Source organism: Sphingomonas sp. SKA58 (assembly GCF_000153545.1).
Taxonomy (GTDB): domain Bacteria; phylum Pseudomonadota; class Alphaproteobacteria; order Sphingomonadales; family Sphingomonadaceae; genus Sphingobium; species Sphingobium soli.
Window position 1 is genome coordinate 1026223 of the sequence record NZ_CH959307.1, and the last position, 22270, is coordinate 1048492.

Genomic DNA, 22270 nt, shown 5'->3' on the forward strand with positions numbered 1-22270 from the left:
AATGATCCTGCTGTGTCCCAATTGCGCGACCCGCTACGTCGTGCCCGACAGCGCCGTCGGCCCCAATGGGCGCCAGGTCCGCTGCGCGGCATGCAAGCATAGCTGGTTCCAGGAAGCAGCCGTCCCGCCCGCGCGCGACGAGGCAGCGCCGCCGGCCGAACAGCCGTCCGAACCGCCAGCTGCGGCGCCAGTTCCGCCGCCGGCTCCGACCCCGGAGCCCGAAGCCTTTGCCGCGCCTCCGTCCGATGCGGCGGACGCTGCGGACAATCCAGTCGCGGCGGCGGAGCCCCCTGCGGTGGACGCGGCCGCTGAGCCGCCGGCCGCCGCGCCCGAACCGGCGCAGGCCGATCATCGCTTCGATGACATTTATGCCGGTGCGCCAGTCAGCCGGGACACCGAAGAGAGCTACGCGCCGACGGTTGCCACCCGCGCACGCCGCAATCCGGTCAAGCTGTGGACCTATGCTGCCGCCGCCTTCTTCTTCGTCGTAGCCGCCGCTGGTGGCGCGCTCTATTATTATGGGCCGCCATCCTGGATGGTGGCGATGGGTCTGGTGCCCGAAGAGGGCGACCCGGACCTGCTTTTCTACCTGTCGAAGCCCGCCGAGCGCCGCAAGCTGCCGACCGGGGAGGAATATTTCGCCTTCGGCGCGCGCATCGTGAACAGCGGGACGCAGGCGCTGCCCGTGCCGCCGGTGCTGGTGCAACTGCGCGACCGGCAGAACCGGCTGGTGTTCAGCTGGACGACGAAGGCGGACAAGACGCGGCTGAAACCGGGCGAGGAAGCGTCGATCAACGAAAGCCGGATCGACATTCCCAAGAACGCCGAAAATCTCTCGCTCACCTTCGTTCAGTAAAGGGCACGCCAGAATGGGGCGCGCCGTCGACCTTCAGGGGTAGCTGACCGTCTTGGGCCGGCCCTGCGGGATCGGGATGAATTCCTGGTCGTCGCCGGGGATGAGCGGAAAGCGCATCGCGTCCCAGTCCTCGCGCGCCTGCATCAGCCGGTCCGGGCGCGAGGAGACGAAATTCCACCAGACATGGCGCGGCGAGGAAAAGGCTTCGCCGCCGCACAGCACGATCCGGCCGCCATCGACGCTCATCAAGGTGGCGGAGGTGCCGGGCCGCAGCACATAGAGCGTTTGTGGCGTCAGGGTCATGCCATCGAGCGCAGCATCGCCGCCCGAGACATAGAGGGCGCGTTCGTCGGCGGATGGGTCAATGGCGATCCGGCCGCCGGGCGCAAGCTGGATGTCGGCGTAAATGGTGTCGGCATAGGTGGTGACGGGTGAGGTTTCGCCCCAGAGCGTCCCCATGATGACGCGCGCGCGCGCCGATCCGTCTTCGATGACGGGCAGCCCACCTTCGCTGACATGCTCGAACGCCGGATCCATTTCCTCGACCCGGTTGGGGAGCGCCAGCCAGGTCTGGATGGCCGACAATTTGGACGCCTTTGCCCGGTCTTCATCGGGCGATCGTTCGGAATGGACGATGCCGCTGCCCGCCGTCATCAGATTGACCGCGCCCGGCTCGATCAATTGCTCGGTCCCCAGTGAATCGCGATGCAGAAATGCGCCTTCATACATATAGGTCACGGTGGCGAGGTTGATGTGCGGGTGCGGCCGCACGTCGATCCCCTGCCCCGGCGCGATCTGCGCCGGCCCGGCCTGGTCGAAGAAGATGAAGGGGCCGACCATCGTGCGCCCCTTGGACGGCAGGGATCGGTGCACCTTGAAGTCGCCCAGATTATGGCTGACGGGGGTGATGGTCTGAACAATGAGGTCGTCGAAGGTCATGCCGCATCCAGTTCGGGATAATGACGGAAGATGCCGTCTTCATTGAAGGGCAGCCGCCGGTCGCTGGCGAGATAATCCTGCAATTCGGGCAAGGCCGCAACCCTGTCGTGCAGGGCTATGACCGCTGGGAAGCGCCCATCGAGCGACGCCATGCGCAGCGGGAAGGCGTAGGTCAGGCCGGCGACCAGCTGAAATAGCGAGAGGTCGGCATAGCTCCAGCGTGCCCCGGCCAGCCAGTTGCCCGGTTCAGAACCAAGCGCGCGTTCGAAATAGCCAAGATATTTTGGAATGCGCTCATCGCGAAAGCCCTGGGCGCGGCGCAGCGCTTCCGGTTTCTGATCCGCATAATAGAGATGGACACCGACAGGATGATGCACGTCATGCGCTTCAGCGACCATGTCCATGATCGTCAATTGAAGCTGCGCCAGCCAGTAGCGGCTTTTCATGCCCGATGGGCCGCATTCATGCCTTTCGGATAGATAGAGAAGGATATTGGCGGTCTGGGACACGGTGGCGCCATCGATGCCGAGATAGGGCGGCGCGAAGGCGGGGCCTCGATCATGGCTTGCCATGTCGGCCATCAGCGCCTCGCCCCCTTCTTCCCGCGCGCAGTCGCGATAGGCGATGCCACAAGCCTCCAGCGTGAGCCGGACGAATTCGCCGCGGCCGGGAATGGTCGGCCAGTACCAGAAGTCATAGGCCATCGGGGACGCTCCTTGCTGTGATCCGGAGGCGGAACGCGGGGGCGCGGCATATGGTTTATCGGCAGCCCGAAAATTCGGCCTTTTGGGTCAGTCAGACACGGTGCCTGAGCCTTCCCGGTCGCCGCAGGAGATGGCGGGCCCCGGCCGCCATCCGCCTGACCATTATCCCTCTTCAGTCGTGGTCGCGGCCGCCTGCGCCCATATAGAGCTCGCTGCCCGTTTCCTTGAACAGCTTGCTCATCTCCTCCATGCCCTTGAGCGCCGCCGCCTTGCTAGCTTCTGCCACTTCCGCGCCGGTGAGGCCCGCTTCAAGGAAGCCATCGGCAGGCTGGTTCTTCCTTGCGGCGAAGTCGCGCACTTCCTGCGTGATCTTCATCGAGCAGAATTTAGGGCCGCACATGGAGCAGAAATGCGCGGTCTTGGCGCCTTCGGCAGGCAGCGTCTGGTCATGATATTGCTCCGCCGTGTCGGGATCGAGCGACAGGTTGAACTGGTCGCGCCAGCGGAATTCGAAGCGGGCGCGGCTGAGCGCATCGTCGCGAACCTGCGCGGCGGGGTGGCCCTTTGCGAGGTCGGCGGCATGGGCGGCGAGCTTGTAGGTGACGACGCCGACCTTCACATCGTCGCGGTCGGGCAGGCCCAGATGCTCCTTGGGCGTGACGTAGCAGAGCATCGCCGTGCCATACCAACCGATCTGCGCCGCGCCGATCGCGCTGGTGATATGGTCATAGCCCGGCGCGACGTCCGTGGTGAGCGGCCCCAGAGTGTAGAAGGGTGCTTCGCCGCAGACCTGCAGTTGCTTCTCCATATTCTCCTTGATCTTGTGCATGGGCACATGGCCCGGCCCCTCGATCATCACCTGCACATCCTGTTTCCAGGCGCGGTGGGTCAATTCGCCCAGCGTGTAGAGTTCGGAGAATTGCGCCTCGTCATTGGCGTCCGCGATAGAGCCGGGGCGCAGGCCATCGCCAAGGCTGTAGGCGATGTCATAGGCCTTCATGATCTCCGTGATCTCGTCGAAATGATCGTAGAGGAAGGATTCCTTGTGGTGCGCGAGGCACCATTTCGCCATGATAGAGCCGCCGCGCGAGACGATGCCGGTGACGCGCTTGGCCGCCATCGGGATATAGGCCAAGCGCACGCCCGCATGGATGGTGAAATAATCGACGCCCTGTTCGGCCTGCTCGATCAGCGTGTCGCGGAAAATCTCCCAGGTCAGCTCCTCGGCGATGCCGCCGACCTTCTCCAGCGCCTGGTAGATGGGAACGGTGCCGATCGGGACGGGCGAGTTACGCAATATCCATTCGCGCGTGTCGTGGATGTTGCGGCCAGTCGACAGGTCCATGACCGTGTCCGCGCCCCAGCGGATCGACCAGACGAGCTTGTCGACTTCGGACGCGACGTCGGAGGCGACCGCGCTGTTGCCGATATTGGCGTTGATCTTGACCAGGAAGTTGCGGCCAATCGCCATCGGTTCGGATTCGGGGTGGTTGATGTTGGACGGGATGATGGCGCGGCCGCGCGCGACTTCATCGCGCACGAATTCGGGCGTCACATAGTCGGGGATCGACGCGCCGAAGCTCTGACCGTCGCGGACATATTCCTTGAGCCGCGCGCGGCCGAGATTTTCGCGTTCCGCGACATATTCCATTTCCGGGGTGACGATGCCGCGGCGGGCATAGTGCATCTGGGAGACGTTGCCGCCGGCCTTTGCGCGCAGGGGGCGCTTCACCACGTTGGGGAAAGGCTGGACGCCACCGGTCCGGTCGGGGCCTTTGAGGCCATTATCTTCCGGCTTTACGGTGCGGGCGTCATATTCCTCAACATCGCCGCGCCCCATGATCCAGTCGCGGCGCAGCGCCGGCAGGCCCGCCATGATGTCGATGCGGGCTTGCGGGTCGGTATAGGGGCCGGACGTGTCATAGACGCGCACGGGCGGCTCGCCGCTGGAGGGTTCGAGGTCGATTTCGCGCATGGCGACCTTCAGCGGACCGACATGGATCTTGCGGCTGCCGCGAATGGGGCCAGTGGTCACGCGCATTTCGGTGCGGGCGGGGACGTCTGCCATGCTATGCTCTCCTTGCGACGGAGAGAGAGACTGCGGGCGGTGTGAAGGCGCGCTACCCTCCCTACGCCAGTGTCAACTGGATCAGGTTCAGCGGGTCGCGGCCACGTCAGCCGCCTCTCAACCGTCTGTGGACGGTCCCCCGGGGATGCTGGACATGATAGGGGGTTGGGCGCACAAGGTCCAGCAGCTTATGAGCGACGAGAGCATCCCGGACCTTGGCACCAAAGCGGGCCGCAAGGCATTCCGCCACGAAATGCGCATGGTCGCGGTGCGGCCGCGCCGTTGGGGGCTGTGGCTGCTGACGGCGGGCGCGCTACTGATGATCCTGCCTTCGGCGCTCGATCTGCACAATATTTTCGGCTGGTCGCCCACTGTGCTGGGGATCATGCTGATCGCCATGGCGTTACCCCTGCTGGTTGCCGCTGCCCTGCTGCGGCGGCGCTATCGCCGGGGGCGCATGACTTTATCCAGGGGGACTGACCGAGCATGAAGAGGATTTTGACTTTGGTTTCCGCTGCCCTGCTGACCGGCGCGGGCGCGCCGCCCGCATCCACGGCCAATCCGTCCGACGACCCCTATATCTGGCTGGAAGACTGGACCGGCCCGCGCGCGATGCAGTGGGTGGAGGCCGAAAACAAGGCGACGGAAGCCGCTTTCCAAAATGACCCGCGCTATGCCGGCTATTATCGCGACGCGCTTGCCATCGCGTCGGCCAAGGACCGGATCGCCATGCCGATGCAGGTCCATGGCCGCGTTTACAATTTCTGGCGCGACGCCGATCATCCCCAGGGCATCTGGCGCTGGACGAGTGAAGCCGATTACGCGACCGACACGCCCAACTGGACCACCGTGCTGGACCTTGACGCCCTGTCGAAGGCCGAAGGCAAGAAATGGGTATGGAAGGGCGCGTCGATCCTCGACCCCGACGAGCGGCTGGCGCTCATCAACCTGTCGGACGGCGGCGAGGATGCGGTCAGCCTGCGCGAATTCGACCTGGAAACGGGCAAATTTGTGGACGGCGGCTTTGCCATTCCCACTTCCAAGCAGAATGAGGCGTGGCTGGACCGCGACACCATCCTGATCGCCCGCGACTGGGGGGACGGCACGATGACCAAATCGGGCTACCCCTTCGTGGTCAAGACGCTGAAGCGCGGCGAACCGCTGTCGAGCGCGCGGGAAATCTATCGCGGGGCACCGAGCGACCAGGTCGGCACCTTCCCCCTGATCCTGTCCGACGGATCGGGCAACCGCGCCGCCTTCCTCTATCGCGGCGTTACCTTCTTTAGCAACGAAACCTATCTGGTCGATGGCGCGGAAGTGAAGCGGCTGCCCCTGCCCGCCAAGAGCAATTTGCAGGGCATGGTGGATGGCCAAGTGCTGATCCAGACCAGCGAAGCGTGGCAGAGCGGCGGCGTCAGCGTGCCGACCGGGTCGCTTGTTGCCGTGCCGTTGAAGGCGCTGCAATCGGGCGAGACGCTCAAACCGCAGATCCTGTTCGCGCCCTCCCCCCGCCAGTCGATCGACGGCGTGGCGGCGACCAAGGGCCATGTCATCCTGGCCTATAATGACAATGTGCGCGGACGTGTGATGGTGCTGACGCCGGGCGCGGACGGCTGGTCGCAAACGCCCGTGGAGTTGCCCGACAACGCCACCATCTCCATCGCTTCGGCCAGCGACAAAAGCGACAAGGCCTATCTGTCGGTCGCGGGTTTTCTGGCGCCCACGACGCTGTGGGCGATGGATGCCGCGAACCCCGCGCCAACCCAGGTGAAGGCCATGCCCGCCCGGTTCGACGCCGACGGCCTGGTGGTCGAGCAATTCGAGGCGACGTCGAGCGACGGCACGAAAATCCCCTATTTCATCGTCCACGCCAGGGACATGAAGAAGGACGGATCGACGCCGACGATCATGACCGCCTATGGAGGCTTTGAAATTCCGATGACGCCCAGCTATGCCGCGATCACCGGCAAGCTGTGGCTGGAGCGCGGCAACAGCTTCGTTCTCGCCAATATCCGGGGCGGCGGCGAGTTCGGCCCGGCCTGGCATGAGGCGGGCCTCAAGACCAAGCGCCAGATCATCTATGATGATTTCGCGGCGGTGGCGCAGGATATTTTCGCGCGCAAACTGTCCAGCCCGGACAAATTCGGCATTTATGGCGGGTCGAACGGCGGCCTGCTGATGGGAGTCGAGTTCAACCAACATCCCGACCTGTGGAATGCGGTGGTCATCCAGGTGCCGTTGCTCGACATGATCCGCTATGAGCAGATCGCAGCCGGCGCGTCATGGGTCGACGAATATGGCAGCGTCAGCGTGCCGGCGGAAAAGGCGTTTCTCCAGACGATTTCGCCCTATGCCAATATCCGGAAGGGCGTGGATTATCCCACGCCCTATATCTGGACCACAACCAAGGACGACCGGGTCGGCCCGCAACATGCGCGCAAATTCGCCGCGCGGCTCAAGGAATATGGCATTCCCTACCATTTCTACGAGGACACCGCCGGCGGCCATTCGGGTGATGCCGATATCAAACAGGGCGCGCGGTTGCAGGCGATGCAGATGGTCTATTTCAGCCAGCAGCTGGAAGGGAAGGCGTCAAAGCAGAAATAGGCGACCTTAGTCGCTCCGGCCGATCCCCCGCTCGACCAACGCATTGGCGATGGCGGCGACCTCATCGGCCGGGCGGCTGTCGTCCCACACGCCATAGCGCAGCCCCAGGAAGACGTTCATGCCCATGATCGCCCAGGCATGAACCTCCTCCACATCCGCCCGCACATCGCCGCGCGCCGCCGCATTGGCAAGGCGCGCCGCCATGCGGCTGGCGGTATTTTCATAATGGGCGCGATAGGCGGCCTGATCGACGAACTCGGCCTCGTCGATGATGCGATAGATTTCCTTGTGCGCCCGCGCAAATTCCAGGAAGCTCAAAAGGCCGATGCGTTCCGCATCGATGCCGTCGCGCGCCTGCGCAATCCGGGGTGAGACATAGTCGCGCACCTGCCCAGACATGTCGTTGACCAGCGCGCGGAAGATATCGTCCTTGCTGTCGAAATAGGTGTAGAAACTGCCCAAGGCGCAGCCTGCACGACGGGTGATGCCGCTGATCGACCCGTCGTGAAAGCCCTTCTCGCCAAATTCCGCCGCCGCCGCCGACAATAACGCCCGGCGGGTGCGTTCGCCGCGCGCAGTGCGCGGCGCCTTGTCATCCTTTGCGGCCTCGCCAGCGCTCATCTGCCTCTCCCTCTCCTGTGTTCTTTTTACCGCAGTCATACCGCGCCGACGACACCCTCCTTATTTGAAGTTGAAAGCTGGTTCAACTTTCATTATCGAATCACGTCAAGGACGCGATCCGGCAGACCGGGCGCCCCAGATTCAGGAGAGGAGTCCCCCATGAAGGCCCGTCAGACCATCCGTGCATTCGCACTCGCCTCGGCCGCCTGGAGCGGCCTCGTCGCGCTCCCCGCGCTGGCGCAGGACGCCGCCCCGCCGCCCGCCGCCAGCGAGGAGGACAGCGCCGCCATCGTCGTCACCGCCCGCCGGCGCGAGGAAACGCTGGTGAGCGTGCCGATCGCAGTCAGCGCCTTTTCCGGGGCGGCGCTGGAACGCAGCGGCGCGATCGACATCAGCGACCTGGCCAATGTGACGCCCAACACCACGCTGGAAGCATCGCGCGGCACCAATTCGACGCTCACCGCCTTTATTCGCGGCGTGGGCCAGCAGGACCCGGTGTCCGGCTTCGAGCAGGGCGTCGGCATCTATCTGGACGATGTCTATCTCAACCGGCCGCAGGGCGCATTGCTCGACATTTACGACGTCGAGCGGATCGAGGTGCTGCGCGGGCCGCAGGGCACGCTCTATGGCCGCAACACCATTGGCGGCGCGGTCAAATATGTAACGCGGATGCTGCCGCAGGAATTTTCGCTGAAAGTGAAGGGGACCTATGGCAGCTATGACCAGGCCGATGGCATCATCAGCGCCTCAGCGCCGATCGGTGACCTGATCCGCGTCGGCGGCGCCTTTGCCCGTCTATCACGCGGCGGCTTTGGCAAGAACCTCACCACCGGCGAGGATAATTACAACAAGGATATCTGGGCCGGGCGCGCCACGTTCGAAATGGGCGGCTATGGCGAGCCGGTGCTGATGCGGATCACCGGCGACTATACCAAGGATAACAGCAATGCGCGCGGCGGCCATCGCCTGATCCCGGGGCAGGTTTCGGGCGCGCCAGTGCTGGACGATGTGTTCGACACGCGCGGCGGCCTTGCCGACCCCAAGCAATATGTGAAGTCCTATGGGCTTTCGATGAATATTTCGGCGGAGCTGTCGGACGCGGTGACGTTGCGGTCGATCAGCGCCTGGCGCAAGGATGACAGCGCGTCGCCGATTGATTTCGACGCTCTGCCCGCCGTCGATGTCGACGTGCCGGCCTATTATTTCAACGAACAGTTGAGCCAGGAATTCCAACTGCTCTACGACAATGGGCCGCTGAAGGGCATGGTGGGCTTCTACTATCTCGACGCCAGCGCCGACACGCAGTTCGATGTACGTCTGTTCACCACGGTGCCGGGCCTCACCGCCTTCACCCAGGCCAATGTCGATACCGAAACCTATGCCGTGTTCGGCGATTTCACCTTCGACATTTCCCAGCAGCTGAGCGTGTCGGCGGGCGGGCGCTATACCTGGGACAAGCGTCGCGCCGACATCCTGCGGCAAAATTATCTGGGCGGCGGATCGCCTGTCTTTGGCGGCGAGGGCACGGCGTTCGGCGCACCCAGCACCAATTTCCGGGGCGAAAGCGAATTTAAGAAATTCACCCCCCGCCTGTCGGTCAGCTACAAGCCGACGCCCGACCATAATATCTATGCCAGCTGGTCCAAGGGCTTCAAGGGCGGCGGCTTCGACCCGCGCGGTGTGGGCGTCAACGCACCCGACCTCAATGGCGATGGCATCCGCCAGGACAGCGAGGTCGCGTCGTTCCTGAGCTTCGCGCCAGAGGAAGTCGACAGCTATGAAGTGGGCTACAAGGGCAACCTGATGGATGGCGCGCTCTATGTCGCGCTGGCCGGTTTCTATGCCGACTACAAGGATGTGCAGATCCCCGGATCGGTCGCATGCGACGTCGGCGGCATCCCGTCTTTCTGCGGCGTGGTGTCCAATGCGGGCAAGGCCACGTTCAAGGGCGTCGAGTTCGAAAGCAATGCGCGGCTGGCCCGCGACTTGATGACGCCGGGCGACAGGCTGAACCTCCAGACCGCGATCGGGTTCATCGACGCGAAGTATAAGGAATATATCACCAATATCGGCGGCGTGCCCACCGACGTCGCCGATTTCCGCGAAGTGCAGAACACGCCCAAATGGACGGCGAGCGGGACATTGTCCTACCAGACGCCGGTGGGCGACGGCAACATCTATGCCGGTACCACCGTATCGTGGCGGTCCAAGACCTATCAGTTCGAAATCCCCAACCCCTATATCGACCAGAAGGGCTATGCCCTGTGGGACGCCAGCATCGTCTATACCGCGCCTGACGACCGCTGGAGCATTGGCCTGCACGGCAAGAATATCCTGGACAAGGAATATAAGACGTCGGGCTACACCTTCGTCCTGGCCGATCCCACGACCGGCGCGATCGTCAACAATGCCGCCGGATTCCCGACACCGTCGCTGGGCCGTGAAGGCACGCTGACCGCCTTCTATGGCAATCCACGGCAGGTGTTCGTGACGGGATCGATCAAATTCTGATGAGTCCCCTCCGTTCGGTTCGAGCTTGTCGAGGACCCTTCGCGCAATGGTTCTCGACAAGCTCGAACTGAACGGAGATGGATGCAAGCCATGACCGAACAAACCGCTTCACCCCGATATCGCGCCGTCGTGCTGGCGATGCTGTTGCTGGTCTATACGTTCAACTTCCTGGATCGGCAGATTCTGGGCATATTGGCGGTACCGATCAAGGCGGACCTGAAGCTCACCGATACACAACTCGGCGCGCTGGGCGGCATTGCCTTCGCCCTGCTCTATTCCACGCTGGCCATTCCACTGGCGCTGCTGGCCGACCGCACCAGCCGGACCTGGGTCATCACCGTCAGCCTCGCCATCTGGAGCGGCTTTACGGCGCTGTGCGGCGTGGCATCCAGCTTCGCGCAGATGTTCCTGTTCCGTATCGGCGTGGGCGTCGGTGAAGCGGGCGGGGTCGCGCCATCCTATGCCGTGATTTCCGACTATTTCCCGCCGCATCAGCGCGCGCGGGCGCTGTCCATCTATTCACTGGGTATTCCGCTGGGGTCGGCGGGGGGCGTGCTGCTGGGCGGCTATATCGCGCAGGCGGTCGAATGGCGCACCGCCTTCATCGTCGTGGGGCTGCTCGGCATCCTGATCGCGCCCGTCTTCCGCCTGATCGTGCGCGAACCCGCCCGTCCGGTTCAGGCCGCCGACGCCGTGCCAGTGAGCGCCGTGTTCGGCATATTGGCGGCCAAGCGCGGCTTCTGGCTGCTGGCGCTGGGCGCGGCGTGCAGTTCGATGTGCGGCTATGGTGTCGCCTTCTGGCTGCCCAGCCTGCTGATGCGCAGTTTCGACCTGGACCTGATAGGCGCGGGCCAGTTCCTGGGCGGATTGCTGTTGATCGGCGGCGTGGCGGGGGTGCTGCTCGGCGGGTTTCTGGGGGACCGGCTGGGCGGCCGCGACAAAGCCTATTATGCCTGGGTGCCCGCGGTCAGCTATGTGGTCGGCATGCCGCTGTTCGTGATCGGCGTGCTGTCCGACAGCGTTTCTTTTGCATTTAGCTTTTTCTTGATCCCGCAGGCGCTGGTCTATGTCTGGCTTGGTCCGGTGCTGACCGCGGTCCAGCACCTCGTCCCCGCCCATATGCGCGCCAGTGCGGCGGCGAGCTTCCTGCTGATCAACAACCTCGTCGGCCTGGGCCTGGGCAGCTGGGCGGTGGGCAACCTGTCGGATGCGCTGACGCCGGCTTATGGGAATGAGGCGCTGCGCTACGCCATTGTTGCGGCACTGGGCTTTTACCTGCTGGCCGGCCTGTTCATGGCGCTGGCGGGCAAGGCGCTGCGCCGCGACTGGGTCGCGGCTTAGAGCGTCCTATCGCTCGCGGGTCGCGCTGAACTTTACCTGGGGGTGGCGTTCCTGCTGGTAGCCGATGTCCCAGGCGCTCTTGGCCATGAAGACAAGGTTGCCGTCGCGGTCCTTGGCCATGTTGGCGCCATTATAGGCGACCAGATCCTTGAGCGCGGCTTCGTCGCCGCTGATCCAGCGGGCGGTGTCGAATGGCGAGGGTTCAAGGCCGGCCGCCACCTTATATTCCGCCTCCAGCCGCGAAATCAGCACTTCCAATTGAAGCTGACCGACGACGCCGACGATCCACTGGCTGCCGATTTCGGGGTAGAAGACCTGAATCACACCTTCTTCGCTGAGGTCGTCCAGCGCCTTGCGCAGCTGCTTGGTCTTGGTCGGGTCTTTCAGCGCCACGCGGCGCAGGATTTCGGGCGCGAAATTGGGCAGGCCGGTGAAGCGCAGGCCGGGTTTTTCCGAGAGCGTATCGCCCACGCGCAGCGCGCCATGGTTGGGGATGCCGATGATGTCGCCGGGGAACGCCTCGTCGGCCAGTTCCCGGTCCTGCGCGAAGAAGAGGATCGGCGAATGGACGGCGAGCGGCTTGCCCGAGCCGGATGGCGTCAGCTTCATGCCCCGGCGGAACTTGCCCGAAACGAGCCGCATGAAGGCGATGCGGTCGCGGTGCATCGGGTCCATATTTGCCTGCACCTTGAAGATGAAGCCGGTGACTTCGCCTTGGTCAGGTTCGACGGCAGCAGGTTCGGCGGGCTGGGCGCGCGGCGGGGGCGCGTGCTGGCCAAGCGCGTCGATCAGTTCGGTGACGCCGAACAGTTTGAGCGCAGACCCGAAATAAACCGGGGTCAGGTCGCCCGCGCGATAGCGGTCAAGGTCGAATTCGGCATAGCCGCCCTGCGCCAATTCAGCCTCCTCGCGCAGCCGTTCGAGGGCCTGGGGCGAGAGCAATTCCGCCAGCTTCGGATCGTCAAGGCCGGAGACATGCGCCTCCGTGCCTTCGAACTCGCGCGAGGGGCCGGTGGGCTGGCGCAGGCGGTTCGTCGCGAAGTCGTAGATGCCCTCAAACTCGCCGCCCATACCGGCGGGCCAGCTCATGGGACAAACGTCGAGTTGCAGCTGGTCGGCGACCTCGTCCAGAAGGCCGAAGATTTCGCGGCCTTCCCGGTCGACCTTGTTGACGAAGGTGATGATCGGGACGTTGCGCAGGCGGCAGACCTCGAACAGCTTGCGCGTCTGCGGCTCTATGCCCTTTGCCGCGTCGATCACCATGACGGCGGAGTCGACGGCGGTCAGCGTGCGATAGGTGTCCTCGGAAAAATCCTCATGGCCCGGCGTGTCGAGCAGGTTGAAGGTGATGGTTTCGCCATCACGCGTGCGCTCGAACGTCATGACCGAGGAGGTGACAGAAATGCCGCGCTGCTGCTCGATCTTCATCCAGTCGGACCGGGCGCGCCGGTTGGCGCCGCGCGCCTTCACCTCACCGGCGAGATGGATCGCGCCGCCTTCGAGCAGCAGCTTTTCGGTGAGCGTGGTTTTGCCCGCGTCAGGGTGCGAGATGATGGCGAAGGTGCGACGGGATGGGATAGTCATGTCGATCGGCTCTTGAAAACAACCGCTCGCCCTGAGCCTGTCGAAGGGCTGCACTTTTCTTGTGGAAGAGAAGAACAGGGCTTCGACAGGCTCAGCCCGAACGGAATCCTTTAAGTGCGCCCGTTACACGCCGACCAGCGTCACGTCCATGCGGAAGCTGCGGCTTTGGCCGGGCAGCAGCGCCATGATACCAGGCTTGTCCCAGACGTCACCGTCAAATCCCACCGGATCGGCCATGCCGGCCCAGGGTTCGACGCACAGATAGTGGGCGCCGGGCTTTTGCCACAGGCCGAGCCAAGGCGTGTCGGGAAAGTCGATTTTGAGGTGCGGTCGGCCGGGAACGCCCCAGGTGAGCGAGCGGCTGGCGAGATCGTCCCAGATGAGCGCGTCGCCTTCAAACATGGCATAGGTGGGGGCAAGCCTGTCGCCCTGGACAGGCGAGGGTTCGCTTGCGCGCGCGATCAGGCCAGGTTCGTCCCCCACCCTGCGGATCGGGGCCGGCTCCGGCTTGTCGAAGATGATGCGGTGATCCTCCACCGCGCCGCCAAAGGGTAGCGGCCAGGCGAAGGCGGGATGATAGCCGAAGGAAAAAGGCATGCGCGCTTCGCCGCGATTGCTGATGGTCGCGGTCATGCGCAGCGTCGCCCCTTCCAGCGTGAAATTCATGTCAAGGCGGAAGTCGAAGGGATAGACAGCGCGCGTCGTCGCGTCCGCTTCCAGCCGCAGCAGCAGCCTGTCGGGCGCATGATCCTCCAGCGCGAAATCGGCGCGCCGGGCAAAGCCATGCTGCGGCATGGAATATGTGCGCCCGTTCATTCGGTAGGCGTCACCGCGCGATCGCCCGACGAAGGGAAAGAGCAGCGGCGCATGCCCCGTCCACCAGCGCGGATCGGCGTCGGTCATCACCTCGCGACCCTGCCCGTCCCGCATCGAGCGGAGTTCCGCGCCTAGACGGTCGATCCGGACGGTCAGGTCGGACGAACGGATGATCAGGGGATGATCGGACAAGCGGGACCTCCAAAGTGAATCCCGACCGCATAACAGCGCCCCTTGATCCTGTCTGCCACCATGTCGTTTCGCTTCTGGAACCAGAGGGGCTCGTCGCCGGTTCTGCATCCGGAGGATCGAACGATGAAATATATGGGATTGGCCTTGATGGCCGCTACGCTGCTCGCGGGAACAGCGTCTGCGCAGGAAAAGGAAAAAAGGGACGACACGATGGACAAGGCCGGCCGGATCGCGAGCCAGCCGGCGCGCGACATCGGCCTGGACAAGGACGAAATTCCGCCCATCCTGACAGAAGCGGTCGACAATCCCTATGCCGCGCCACCCAGTCGCAGCTGCAAGGGGCTGAACCGGGAATTGGGCGCGCTGAACGCGGTGCTGGGCGACGACTTTACGGCGGACAAGGAAGCCAATGAGAATCGCACCGGCAAGATCGCGGAGGCGGTGGGCAAGACGGTGGTCAATTCGCTGATCCCGTTTCGCGGGCTGGTGCGCGAGATCAGTGGCGCCGCGCCGGCCGAGCGCCGGTTGCAGGCGGCGGTTACCGCCGGCATTGCGCGCCGCGGCTATATTCGCGGCATGGCGGCGGCCAAGGGGTGCAAGATCGCGCCCATCGCGCCGGAGCCGGCAGCGAAGGGCGGCAACAAGTAGTCACGTTCCGGTCGCTTCGCGCACATGCGAGAAACGGTGACGATGCGTCCCGTTTCTCGACATGCTCGAAACGAACGGAGCTTGGCGTCTAGCCCCGCAGCGTCGCGCCCAGTTTGGCCGCGGCCTTCACCACCGATGCGCTGATCGCTTCCAGCTCATCCTGGGAAAAGCTCTTGTCTCCGGGTTGCATCGTGACTTCGATCGCGAGCGACTTGTGCCCATCCTCGACCCCCGGTCCCACAAAGACGTCGAACAGGCGCGCGTCGACAATGGCCTTCTTATCCGCGCCGCGCACCGCGCGCACGAGGGCGTCCGCTTCGACATCGGCGGGCACCAGGAAGGCGAAGTCGCGCTTGACCGCTTGCAACGCAGGCGGCGCATAGGGCGCGCGCAGTGCCCCGCTCTTGCGTTTGGGCGGAATGGCGTCGAGGAAAATCTCGCCCGCCACCACCGCGCCCGACAGGCCGAACTGCCGCGCCAGGCTGGGGTGCAGCACGCCATATTCGGCCAGCACCATCTTGGGGCCGAGCCGCAACGTGCCGGACTGGCCGGGATGATAGGCGGCCGACGCCTCGCCAAAGCCTTGCAGATTGGCGACCGGCGCACCGGCCGCTGCGAGCAGCGCGATCACTTCGGCCTTGGCGTCGAAAGCGTCGAAGGGTTGCGCCTTGCCCGACTGCCAGCCACGCGCGACCTTTTCCCCGGCCAGCACGAAGCCGACGGTCGCCCGCTCGCCCTGTTTGAAATAGCGCCGGCCCAGCTCGAACAGGCGCACAGACGCGGCACCGCGATCGACATTGCGTTTGGTTGCGGAAAGGAGGCCTGGCAGCAGCGAGGGTCGCATGACCTTGAGATCCTCGGAGATCGGATTGGCCAATATCCAATCAGGCGTCCAGTCGCCGCCGCCCACGGCCGCTGCTTCCTTCTCGGAAAGGAAGGACCAGTTGATCGCTTCAGCCAGGCCGCGCGCGGCGGCGGTGCGGCGCACGCGCCGTTCGACAAGCTGTTCGGGCGTGGCGGTCGGGCGGGCGACGCCGGGCGTGCGCGGCAGCGGGGTGGAGGGCACATGGTCGAGTCCGACGATGCGCACCACTTCCTCGACAATGTCGGGCCAGCCATCGACATCGCGCCGCCAGCTGGGCACCGTCACGGTCCAGTGACCCGGCACGCTGACCGGCATGCCGTCCTGATATTCGACGCTGTTCGCGTCGCCCGACACGCCAAAGCCCAGCCGTTCCAGGATGCGCTTCTGCTCGTCAGCCGGCACATCCACACCGGCGAGCGCGTGGCACTGATCGGGCGAGTAGGCGAGCGTGCGCAATGCGACAGGCGGCGTGCCCGCGCGCGTCGCTTCGCTGGGGATGCCACCGCACAGCCGGACCACCAGATCGGTCGCGATCGACAGGCCATCGTCCAAAAAGGCGGGATCGACGCCGCGTTCGAACCGGCCGCGCGCGTCGGAGGTGAGCGCCAGTTTTTGACCTGTAGCGGCGATTCGTTCGGGAGTGAAATAGGCGCATTCGATGAGTACGTCGGTGGTGCTGGCCTGCGCGCCCGAATGTTCGCCGCCCATGATGCCGCCAATGTCATGCACGGCTTCGTCATCGGCGATGACGGTCATCGTTTCGTCGACCGTGTAGGTCTTGCCATTGAGCGCCAGCACCTGCTCGCCGCTGCGCCCCTTGCGCGCGACGAGGCCGCCCTTCAGGGTCGCCATGTCATAGACATGCAGCGGGCGGCCAAGGTCGATCATGATATAGTTGGTGATGTCGACCAGCGCGCTGATCGGCTTCTGGCCGATGGCCTTCAGGCGGCGAGCCATCCATTCGGGCGACGCGCCATTGGCGACGCCGCGCACGGTGCGGGCGTAGAAGGCGGGGCAGCCGTCAGGATCGTCGGTGCGCACATCCGGTCCCGGTCCCGCGCCCGCGATCTCCTGCACGATGATGGCATTGAGCGTTCCCAGGCCCGCCGCCGCCAGGTCGCGGGCGATGCCGCGCACGCCCATGCAATCCTGCCGGTTGGGCGTGACCGACACGTCGATCAGCGGATCGTCGAGCCCGGCCCAGTTCGCATAGACCTGACCGACCGGCGCGTCGGGCGCGAGTTCGATGATGCCGTCATGATCGTCGCCCAGCTCCAGCTCGCGTGTCGAACACATCATGCCGTTGGATTCGACGCCGCGGATCGCTGTCTTCTTGAGCACCATGCCGTTGGATGGCACCACCGCGCCTTCCAGACCGAAGACGCCGACCAGGCCCGCGCGGGCATTGGGCGCGCCACAAACGACCTGCAAGGGCTGGCCGTCGCCATGATCGACGGTCAGCACCTGCAATTTGTCGGCCTGCGGATGCTTGTCGGCAGTCAGCACCCTGGCGATCTTGAAGCCGGCGAGCTTTTCGGCCGGATTTTCGACGCCGTCTACCTCCAGGCCAATAGCATTCAGGGTCTTGAGGATGGTGGTAAGGTCCGCATCGGTGTCGAGATGCGTCTTGAGCCAGCTCAGGGTGAACTTCATGCGCCCACTCCCCCGCTCAGCGTCGGCACGTCAAGCGCCGAGAAGCCATAATGTTTGAGCCAGCGCAGGTCGCCGTCGAAGAATGCGCGCAAGTCGTTCATCCCATATTTGAGCATGGCGAGCCGATCGACCCCGGTGCCGAAGGCAAAGCCCTGCCATTCATCGGGGTCCAGCCCGCACGCCTCGATCACGCGGCGATTGACCATGCCGCTGCCCAGCACTTCGAGCCAACCGCCATCTGCCGCATCGCCATCGCCGCCGATGATGCGCTGCCCGTTGGCGAGGGTGTAGCCGACGTCCACTTCGACCGAAGGCTCGGTGAAGGGGAAATAGCTCGGCCGCAGGCGCAAGATTATATCTTCGCGCTCGAAAAAGGCCTTGAGGAAGGTTTCCAACGTCCATTTGAGGTGACCAAGCGTGATGCCCCGGTCGATCACAAGCCCCTCGATCTGGTGGAACATCGGCGTGTGGGTCGCGTCGGAATCGCTGCGATAGACGCGGCCGGGGGCAATAATGCGGATCGGCGGCGGCTGATCCATCATCGTGCGGATCTGCACCGGCGACGTATGGGTGCGCAGCAGCATCTTTTTCTGGCCGTCTTCGTCCGGAAAATAGAAGGTGTCGTGCATCGCCCGCGCCGGATGGGTTTCGGGAATGTTGAGCGCAGTGAAATTATGCCAGTCGTCCTCGATCTCCGGCCCGGTTGCGACGGAAAAGCCCAAGTCGGCGAAAATCTCGGCCAGTTCGTCCATCACCTGGCTGACGGGATGGACCGACCCTTGCGGGCCGATGTCGGCGGGCAGGGTCATGTCGACCTTTTCGGAGGCCAGTTTCGCGTCGAGCGCGGCCTGCTCCAGTTGCGCCTTGCGTTCAGCGAGCGCGGTCGTCACGCTTTCGCGCAAATCCTGGATCGGCGGGCCTTTTTCGAGCCGCTCTTCCGGCGACATGGGACCGAGCGTCTTCAAGAGGCCGGTGACGACCCCGCTTTTGCCCAGCGCGCCGACGCGCAACGCCTCCAGCGCGTCGAGCGTGTCGGCGGCGGTGATGTCGGCGATCAGGCCGGTCTTGAGTGCGCTAATTTCGGTCATATCATTCCCATGGGCCGTAATGGCAAAGCGTCGCGTTGCGCCTTAGCGACGCGAACGCCGCATGGAAAGGGTCAGGCCCGCGCCCCCAGCAGCGCGCCGCCGAAGCCGATGAAGAGCAGGCCGGTGCCGCGGTTGAACAGGCGCTGGCGGTTGGCGGGGGCGAGCCAGCGCTTCAACCGGCCGCCACCCAGAGCGTAGACACCATACCAGAAGCTTTCGATCACCACGAAGCTGGCGATCAATATGGCAAGCTGCGTCCAGAAGGGCCGATCGAGGACGATGAACTGCGGAAAGAGCGCGGCGGCGAAGATGATGAGCTTGGGATTGGACAGGCCTGTCAATAGCCCGGTGGCGAAGAGCGCATGGTCGGATTTGACGGGACGCGCGGCATCGCCCATGCCCACTGGCGCGCGCCATGCCTTGATGCCGAGCCAGACCAGATAGGCGACGCCGGCATAGCGCAGCACGTCAAACAGCCGCGGCGAGGCCTTGAGCAACGCGCCAAGGCCGAGCGCCGACGCGACAAGGCATAGCAGCACCGCGCTCATCAGTCCCGCCATTGTCGCCAGCGCCTTGCGCGGGCCATGGGCGATGCTCTGCGCCATGACGTGCAGCATGTTGGGGCCGGGCGTCGCCGAGATCAGGAACACCGCCGTGACGTAGATCCACCAGAGATGCAGCGACATACAATGGGTCCTTTACCTTCATCTTTGCCCGTTCGGGTTGAGCAGTCCTTCGATACGCCATCTCGACGTTGCTCAATGGCTATTCGGAACAAACGAAACCGCAAAAACAAAAAGGGGCGCCGAAGCCTGATGCCCCGGCGCCCCTTTGGACGATCTTGCGATCATTCCGCTCAGGCGGCGGGCAGCGCAGCCTTCGCCTGGGCGATGATGGCGCTGAACGCTTCGCCTTCATGCATCGCGATGTCGGCCAGAACCTTGCGGTCCAGTTCGACGCCGGCCAGCTTCAGGCCATGCATGAACTGCGAATAGGTCAGGCCTTCGGCGCGGACGCCCGCGTTGATGCGCTGAATCCACAGACCCCGGAAGGTCCGCTTCTTTACCTTGCGGTCGCGATAGGCGTACTGGCCGGCCTTTTCGACGGCCTGGCGCGCGATGCGGATGGTGTTCTTGCGACGGCCATAATAGCCCTTCGCCTGATCCAAAATCCGCTTATGCTTCGCCTTGGTGGTTACACCCCGTTTGACACGTGCCATGAGTCAGAACTCCTTACTTGAGGCCATAGGGCGCCCACAGGCGCACATGACCGGCATCGGAATCCGACAGCACGCTGGTGCCACGGTTCTGACGGATATATTTCGCATTATGGCTGATCAGGCGGTGACGCTTGCCAGCGACGCCGTGCTTGACCTTGCCGGTGGCGGTGAACTTGAAGCGCTTCTTCACACCGCTCTTGGTCTTCATCTTGGGCATTTTCGTCTCCTTATCTGGCGCGACGATTACAGACAGCCACGGCAGCCCTAGTTAGCCGGGCGGTCTCACTGAATATCGCGAAGGGCGGCCCTTAGTGGCCCGCGCGTCAAAAGGCAAGCGATTCGGACCTAAAGCGTGAGGCTGGCGTTGGTGCTCGATGGCCGATGCTGAACCCGACGCGCCCAAGGTAAGGACGATTGCAGCGGCAGGCGGCACGAGCCGCCATATCGTGCGCGCGCGCGATCGCTGGCGCGCGCTCCCCCTGCCCGCGCGCATCGCGATTGCGTTTGTCGGCATCCTGTTCGCGATCTGGCTGATTCTGTTCGTGACCAAGGGGCGGTTCCTCAAGCGGCCGTTCGAGCATGTTGTGGGCAACAGCCTCAATCGGCAGGTCCGGGTGGACGGGGATTTCCAGCTCTATTTCGCGCCGATCACGGTCAAATTCCTGGCCGAGGGCATCCGCGTGTCCAACACCAGCTGGGCGAGCCGCCCCGATATCTTTCGCGCCGACCGCATCGACAGCCGGATCGCGCCGCTGAGCCTGATCTTCGGCGACAAGGTGCGGGTGCGCTGGCTGGAGTTGCGCAATGGCGCGGTCGATCTGGAATGGTCGCGCGATCATCAGCACAACACATGGACCTTTGGCGACCCAGGGAAGAAGGGCAAGCCGCTGAACCTGCCGCTGGTGAGCCGGGCGCTGCTGACCGGGACGACGCTGCGTTTTCGTGATCCCCGGATGCAATTGGGCGTCGACATCGGGTTCGACACGGTGAAGGCGCGCGATACGCAATTTACGAGCGAAGTGCGCTTTGCCGGCGATGGTACAATGCGCGCGTTGCCTTTCGCCTTGAAGGGCGGGCTGCTGTCCCCCGATCAGACGGTGACGGGGGGACGCAATCAGCTGGCCGCGCGGATGGAGGCCGGCGCGACGCGGGTCGATGTGTCAGGCACATTGCCAGGCGCCACGCAGCTGGAGGGCAGCGACCTTCAGATGGTGGCACAAGGACGCAATCTGGCGCGGCTGTTCGATTTTCTGGGCATCGTGATTCCCCCCACGCGCACCTATCGCTTTACCAGCGACCTTACCAAGGTGGGCGAGGAGTGGCGCTTCACCCACTTGAAGGGCCGGTTCGGCGACAGCGACCTGGCAGGGCGGTTCACCGTGTCGCAGCCAGGCGAGCGGACGCTGATCAAGGGCGATCTGGCGACGCAAAAGCTGGACATTATCGATGTGGGGCCGTTTATCGGCTATGATCCCGAAAAGCTGGCGTCGCAGGGCGCAGGCGGGGCGATCGAGACGGTATCGGGCACGCCGCGCGTCTTGCCGGACACGCCATTGCGGGTCGAGGCGATCCGCAATTTCGATGCCGACGTCCGCTACAGCGTCAAGACGGTCCGTGCGCCCAATGTGCCGATTTCCAATGCGGCGGTGACGGTGAAGCTGGACAGGAGCCTGCTTACCCTGTCGCCCCTGACATTCGATATGGCGGGCGGGCATGTCGCGTCGGACATCAGGATCAACGCGCGGCAAAGGCCGGCGCACACGAATTATGACATTCGCCTGGCGCCCACGCCCATGGGCACGTTGCTGGCGCGATGGGGCGTGGCGGAATCGGGCACCAACGGCACGGTAAAGGGGCGGGTTCAGATGACCGGCATCGGCGATTCGCTGCATGATTCGCTTGGCAGCGCCAATGGCCGCATCGCCGCGATCCTGCCCGCCGGCACGATGTGGGCGCGCAATGTGCAATTGTCCGAAATCGACGTCGGCACCTTCATCACGAAGATGTTTGAGAATAAGCTCAAGGAACCGGTGGAGATCAACTGCGGGCTGATTGCCTTCACCGTGCGCAACGGCGTGGCGGCGGCGGACCCTATCCTGATCGACACCAAAAAGAATGTCATGATCGGCCGGGGCGGGTTTTCGTTCCGCAACGAGCGGCTGGACCTGGCCTTCCGCGCCGATGGCAAGAAGATCAGCCTGTTTTCCGGCCAGTCGCCAGTCGGTATCGGCGGCTATTTCGCGCAGCCGCGCATCAATGCGGTCAGTTCGGACCTGATGGCGCGCGGGGGTGCGGCTGCTGCGCTGGGCGTCGCGGCGACCCCGCTGGCGGCGGTGCTGGCCTTCGTCGATGTGGGCGATGCGAAGGGCGCAGCGTGCGGCCCGGTGCTGGCCGGCGCCACCGCGCAAGCGCAACGCACCAAGGGCGGCAAGGCGCGCGACGATGTCGGCCGCGGCACCACCGCCAAGGATGAGGAAGGCAAGGGCAGCAAGGCGGAGAAAAAGAGCCAGAACAAGAAGTTCCTGGGGATTTTCTGAGCGTCCCGTCCGCCCTTTGAA

18 protein-coding genes and 1 riboswitch are annotated in these 22270 nt (G+C 64.3%); of the genes, 7 read left to right on the forward strand and 11 right to left on the reverse strand.

Annotation, left to right across the window (positions count from 1 at the left end):
* Position 1 precedes the first annotated feature (1 nt).
* Positions 2-856, forward strand: coding sequence for an MJ0042-type zinc finger domain-containing protein (locus SKA58_RS14440; protein WP_009823203.1), 855 nt, complete (start codon positions 2-4; stop codon positions 854-856).
* 33 nt (positions 857-889) lie between these two features.
* Here SKA58_RS14440 and SKA58_RS14445 read toward each other — a convergent pair whose 3' ends face one another.
* The 3 genes from SKA58_RS14445 to thiC form a co-directional block, all read right to left on the reverse strand.
* A complete protein-coding gene (locus tag SKA58_RS14445; RefSeq protein ID WP_009823204.1) occupies positions 890-1795 on the reverse strand; it encodes a pirin family protein in 906 nt (301 codons plus the stop codon).
* Positions 1792-2499, reverse strand: coding sequence for a glutathione S-transferase (locus SKA58_RS14450; RefSeq protein ID WP_009823205.1), 708 nt, complete (start codon positions 2497-2499; stop codon positions 1792-1794). Before SKA58_RS14450 ends, SKA58_RS14445 begins: the two co-directional genes overlap by 4 nt.
* Before the next feature lie 172 nt (positions 2500-2671).
* Complete coding sequence (thiC, locus tag SKA58_RS14455) at positions 2672-4567, reverse strand: phosphomethylpyrimidine synthase ThiC (RefSeq protein ID WP_009823206.1); 1896 nt, start codon at positions 4565-4567, stop codon at positions 2672-2674.
* Between the two features lie 41 nt (positions 4568-4608).
* A riboswitch (TPP riboswitch) is annotated at positions 4609-4719 on the reverse strand.
* 38 nt (positions 4720-4757) lie between these two features.
* Here thiC and SKA58_RS14460 point away from each other — a divergent pair.
* Positions 4758-5057 carry a hypothetical protein gene (locus SKA58_RS14460; protein WP_037543233.1) on the forward strand — a complete coding sequence of 100 codons (300 nt, stop codon included), beginning with the start codon at positions 4758-4760 and terminating at the stop codon, positions 5055-5057.
* A complete protein-coding gene (locus SKA58_RS14465; RefSeq protein WP_009823209.1) occupies positions 5054-7174 on the forward strand; it encodes a prolyl oligopeptidase family serine peptidase in 2121 nt (706 codons plus the stop codon). The genes SKA58_RS14460 and SKA58_RS14465 overlap by 4 nt, the downstream gene beginning before the upstream one ends.
* A gap of 6 nt (positions 7175-7180) precedes the next feature.
* On the opposite strand, the gene SKA58_RS14470 is transcribed toward SKA58_RS14465, so the two are convergent.
* The gene (locus SKA58_RS14470; RefSeq protein ID WP_009823210.1) at positions 7181-7795 is read right to left on the reverse strand and encodes a TetR/AcrR family transcriptional regulator; all 615 of its coding nucleotides are present in this window, start codon (positions 7793-7795) and stop codon (positions 7181-7183) included.
* A gap of 159 nt (positions 7796-7954) precedes the next feature.
* On the opposite strand from SKA58_RS14470, the gene SKA58_RS14475 reads away from it, so the two are divergent.
* Together SKA58_RS14475 and SKA58_RS14480 are read left to right on the forward strand one after the other, a co-directional pair.
* Entirely contained in the window at positions 7955-10306 is a 2352-nt protein-coding gene (locus SKA58_RS14475) for a TonB-dependent receptor (protein WP_009823211.1), read from the forward strand.
* 90 nt (positions 10307-10396) lie between these two features.
* Positions 10397-11647 carry a spinster family MFS transporter gene (locus tag SKA58_RS14480; protein ID WP_037543681.1) on the forward strand — a complete coding sequence of 417 codons (1251 nt, stop codon included), beginning with the start codon at positions 10397-10399 and terminating at the stop codon, positions 11645-11647.
* 6 nt (positions 11648-11653) lie between these two features.
* On the opposite strand, the gene SKA58_RS14485 is transcribed toward SKA58_RS14480, so the two are convergent.
* On the reverse strand, positions 11654-13231 hold the full coding sequence (locus SKA58_RS14485; protein WP_009823213.1) for a peptide chain release factor 3: 1578 nt from the start codon (positions 13229-13231) through the stop codon (positions 11654-11656).
* A gap of 123 nt (positions 13232-13354) precedes the next feature.
* Entirely contained in the window at positions 13355-14239 is an 885-nt protein-coding gene (locus SKA58_RS14490; protein WP_009823214.1) for an aldose 1-epimerase family protein, read from the reverse strand.
* Between the two features lie 123 nt (positions 14240-14362).
* On the opposite strand from SKA58_RS14490, the gene SKA58_RS14495 reads away from it, so the two are divergent.
* Positions 14363-14887 (forward strand): hypothetical protein, encoded by a 525-nt coding sequence (locus SKA58_RS14495; RefSeq protein WP_009823215.1) that lies wholly within the window; start codon positions 14363-14365, stop codon positions 14885-14887.
* Between the two features lie 88 nt (positions 14888-14975).
* Here the strand turns inward: SKA58_RS14495 and pheT are convergent, their stop codons facing one another.
* The 5 genes from pheT to rpmI form a co-directional block, all read right to left on the reverse strand.
* Entirely contained in the window at positions 14976-17405 is a 2430-nt protein-coding gene (gene pheT, locus SKA58_RS14500) for a phenylalanine--tRNA ligase subunit beta (RefSeq protein ID WP_009823216.1), read from the reverse strand.
* Positions 17402-18493, reverse strand: a complete 1092-nt coding sequence (pheS, locus tag SKA58_RS14505) for a phenylalanine--tRNA ligase subunit alpha (RefSeq protein WP_009823217.1) — start codon at positions 18491-18493, stop codon at positions 17402-17404. Before pheS ends, pheT begins: the two co-directional genes overlap by 4 nt.
* 71 nt (positions 18494-18564) lie before the next feature.
* Positions 18565-19179 carry a LysE family translocator gene (locus tag SKA58_RS14510; RefSeq protein WP_009823218.1) on the reverse strand — a complete coding sequence of 205 codons (615 nt, stop codon included), beginning with the start codon at positions 19177-19179 and terminating at the stop codon, positions 18565-18567.
* Between the two features lie 170 nt (positions 19180-19349).
* Positions 19350-19712, reverse strand: a complete 363-nt coding sequence (gene rplT, locus SKA58_RS14515; protein WP_007711871.1) for a 50S ribosomal protein L20 — start codon at positions 19710-19712, stop codon at positions 19350-19352.
* Positions 19713-19725: 13 nt separating this feature from the next.
* Positions 19726-19929, reverse strand: coding sequence for a 50S ribosomal protein L35 (gene rpmI / locus SKA58_RS14520; protein ID WP_009823219.1), 204 nt, complete (start codon positions 19927-19929; stop codon positions 19726-19728).
* A gap of 157 nt (positions 19930-20086) precedes the next feature.
* On the opposite strand from rpmI, the gene SKA58_RS14525 reads away from it, so the two are divergent.
* The gene (locus SKA58_RS14525) at positions 20087-22249 is read left to right on the forward strand and encodes an AsmA family protein (protein ID WP_009823220.1); all 2163 of its coding nucleotides are present in this window, start codon (positions 20087-20089) and stop codon (positions 22247-22249) included.
* Positions 22250-22270 lie beyond the last annotated feature (21 nt).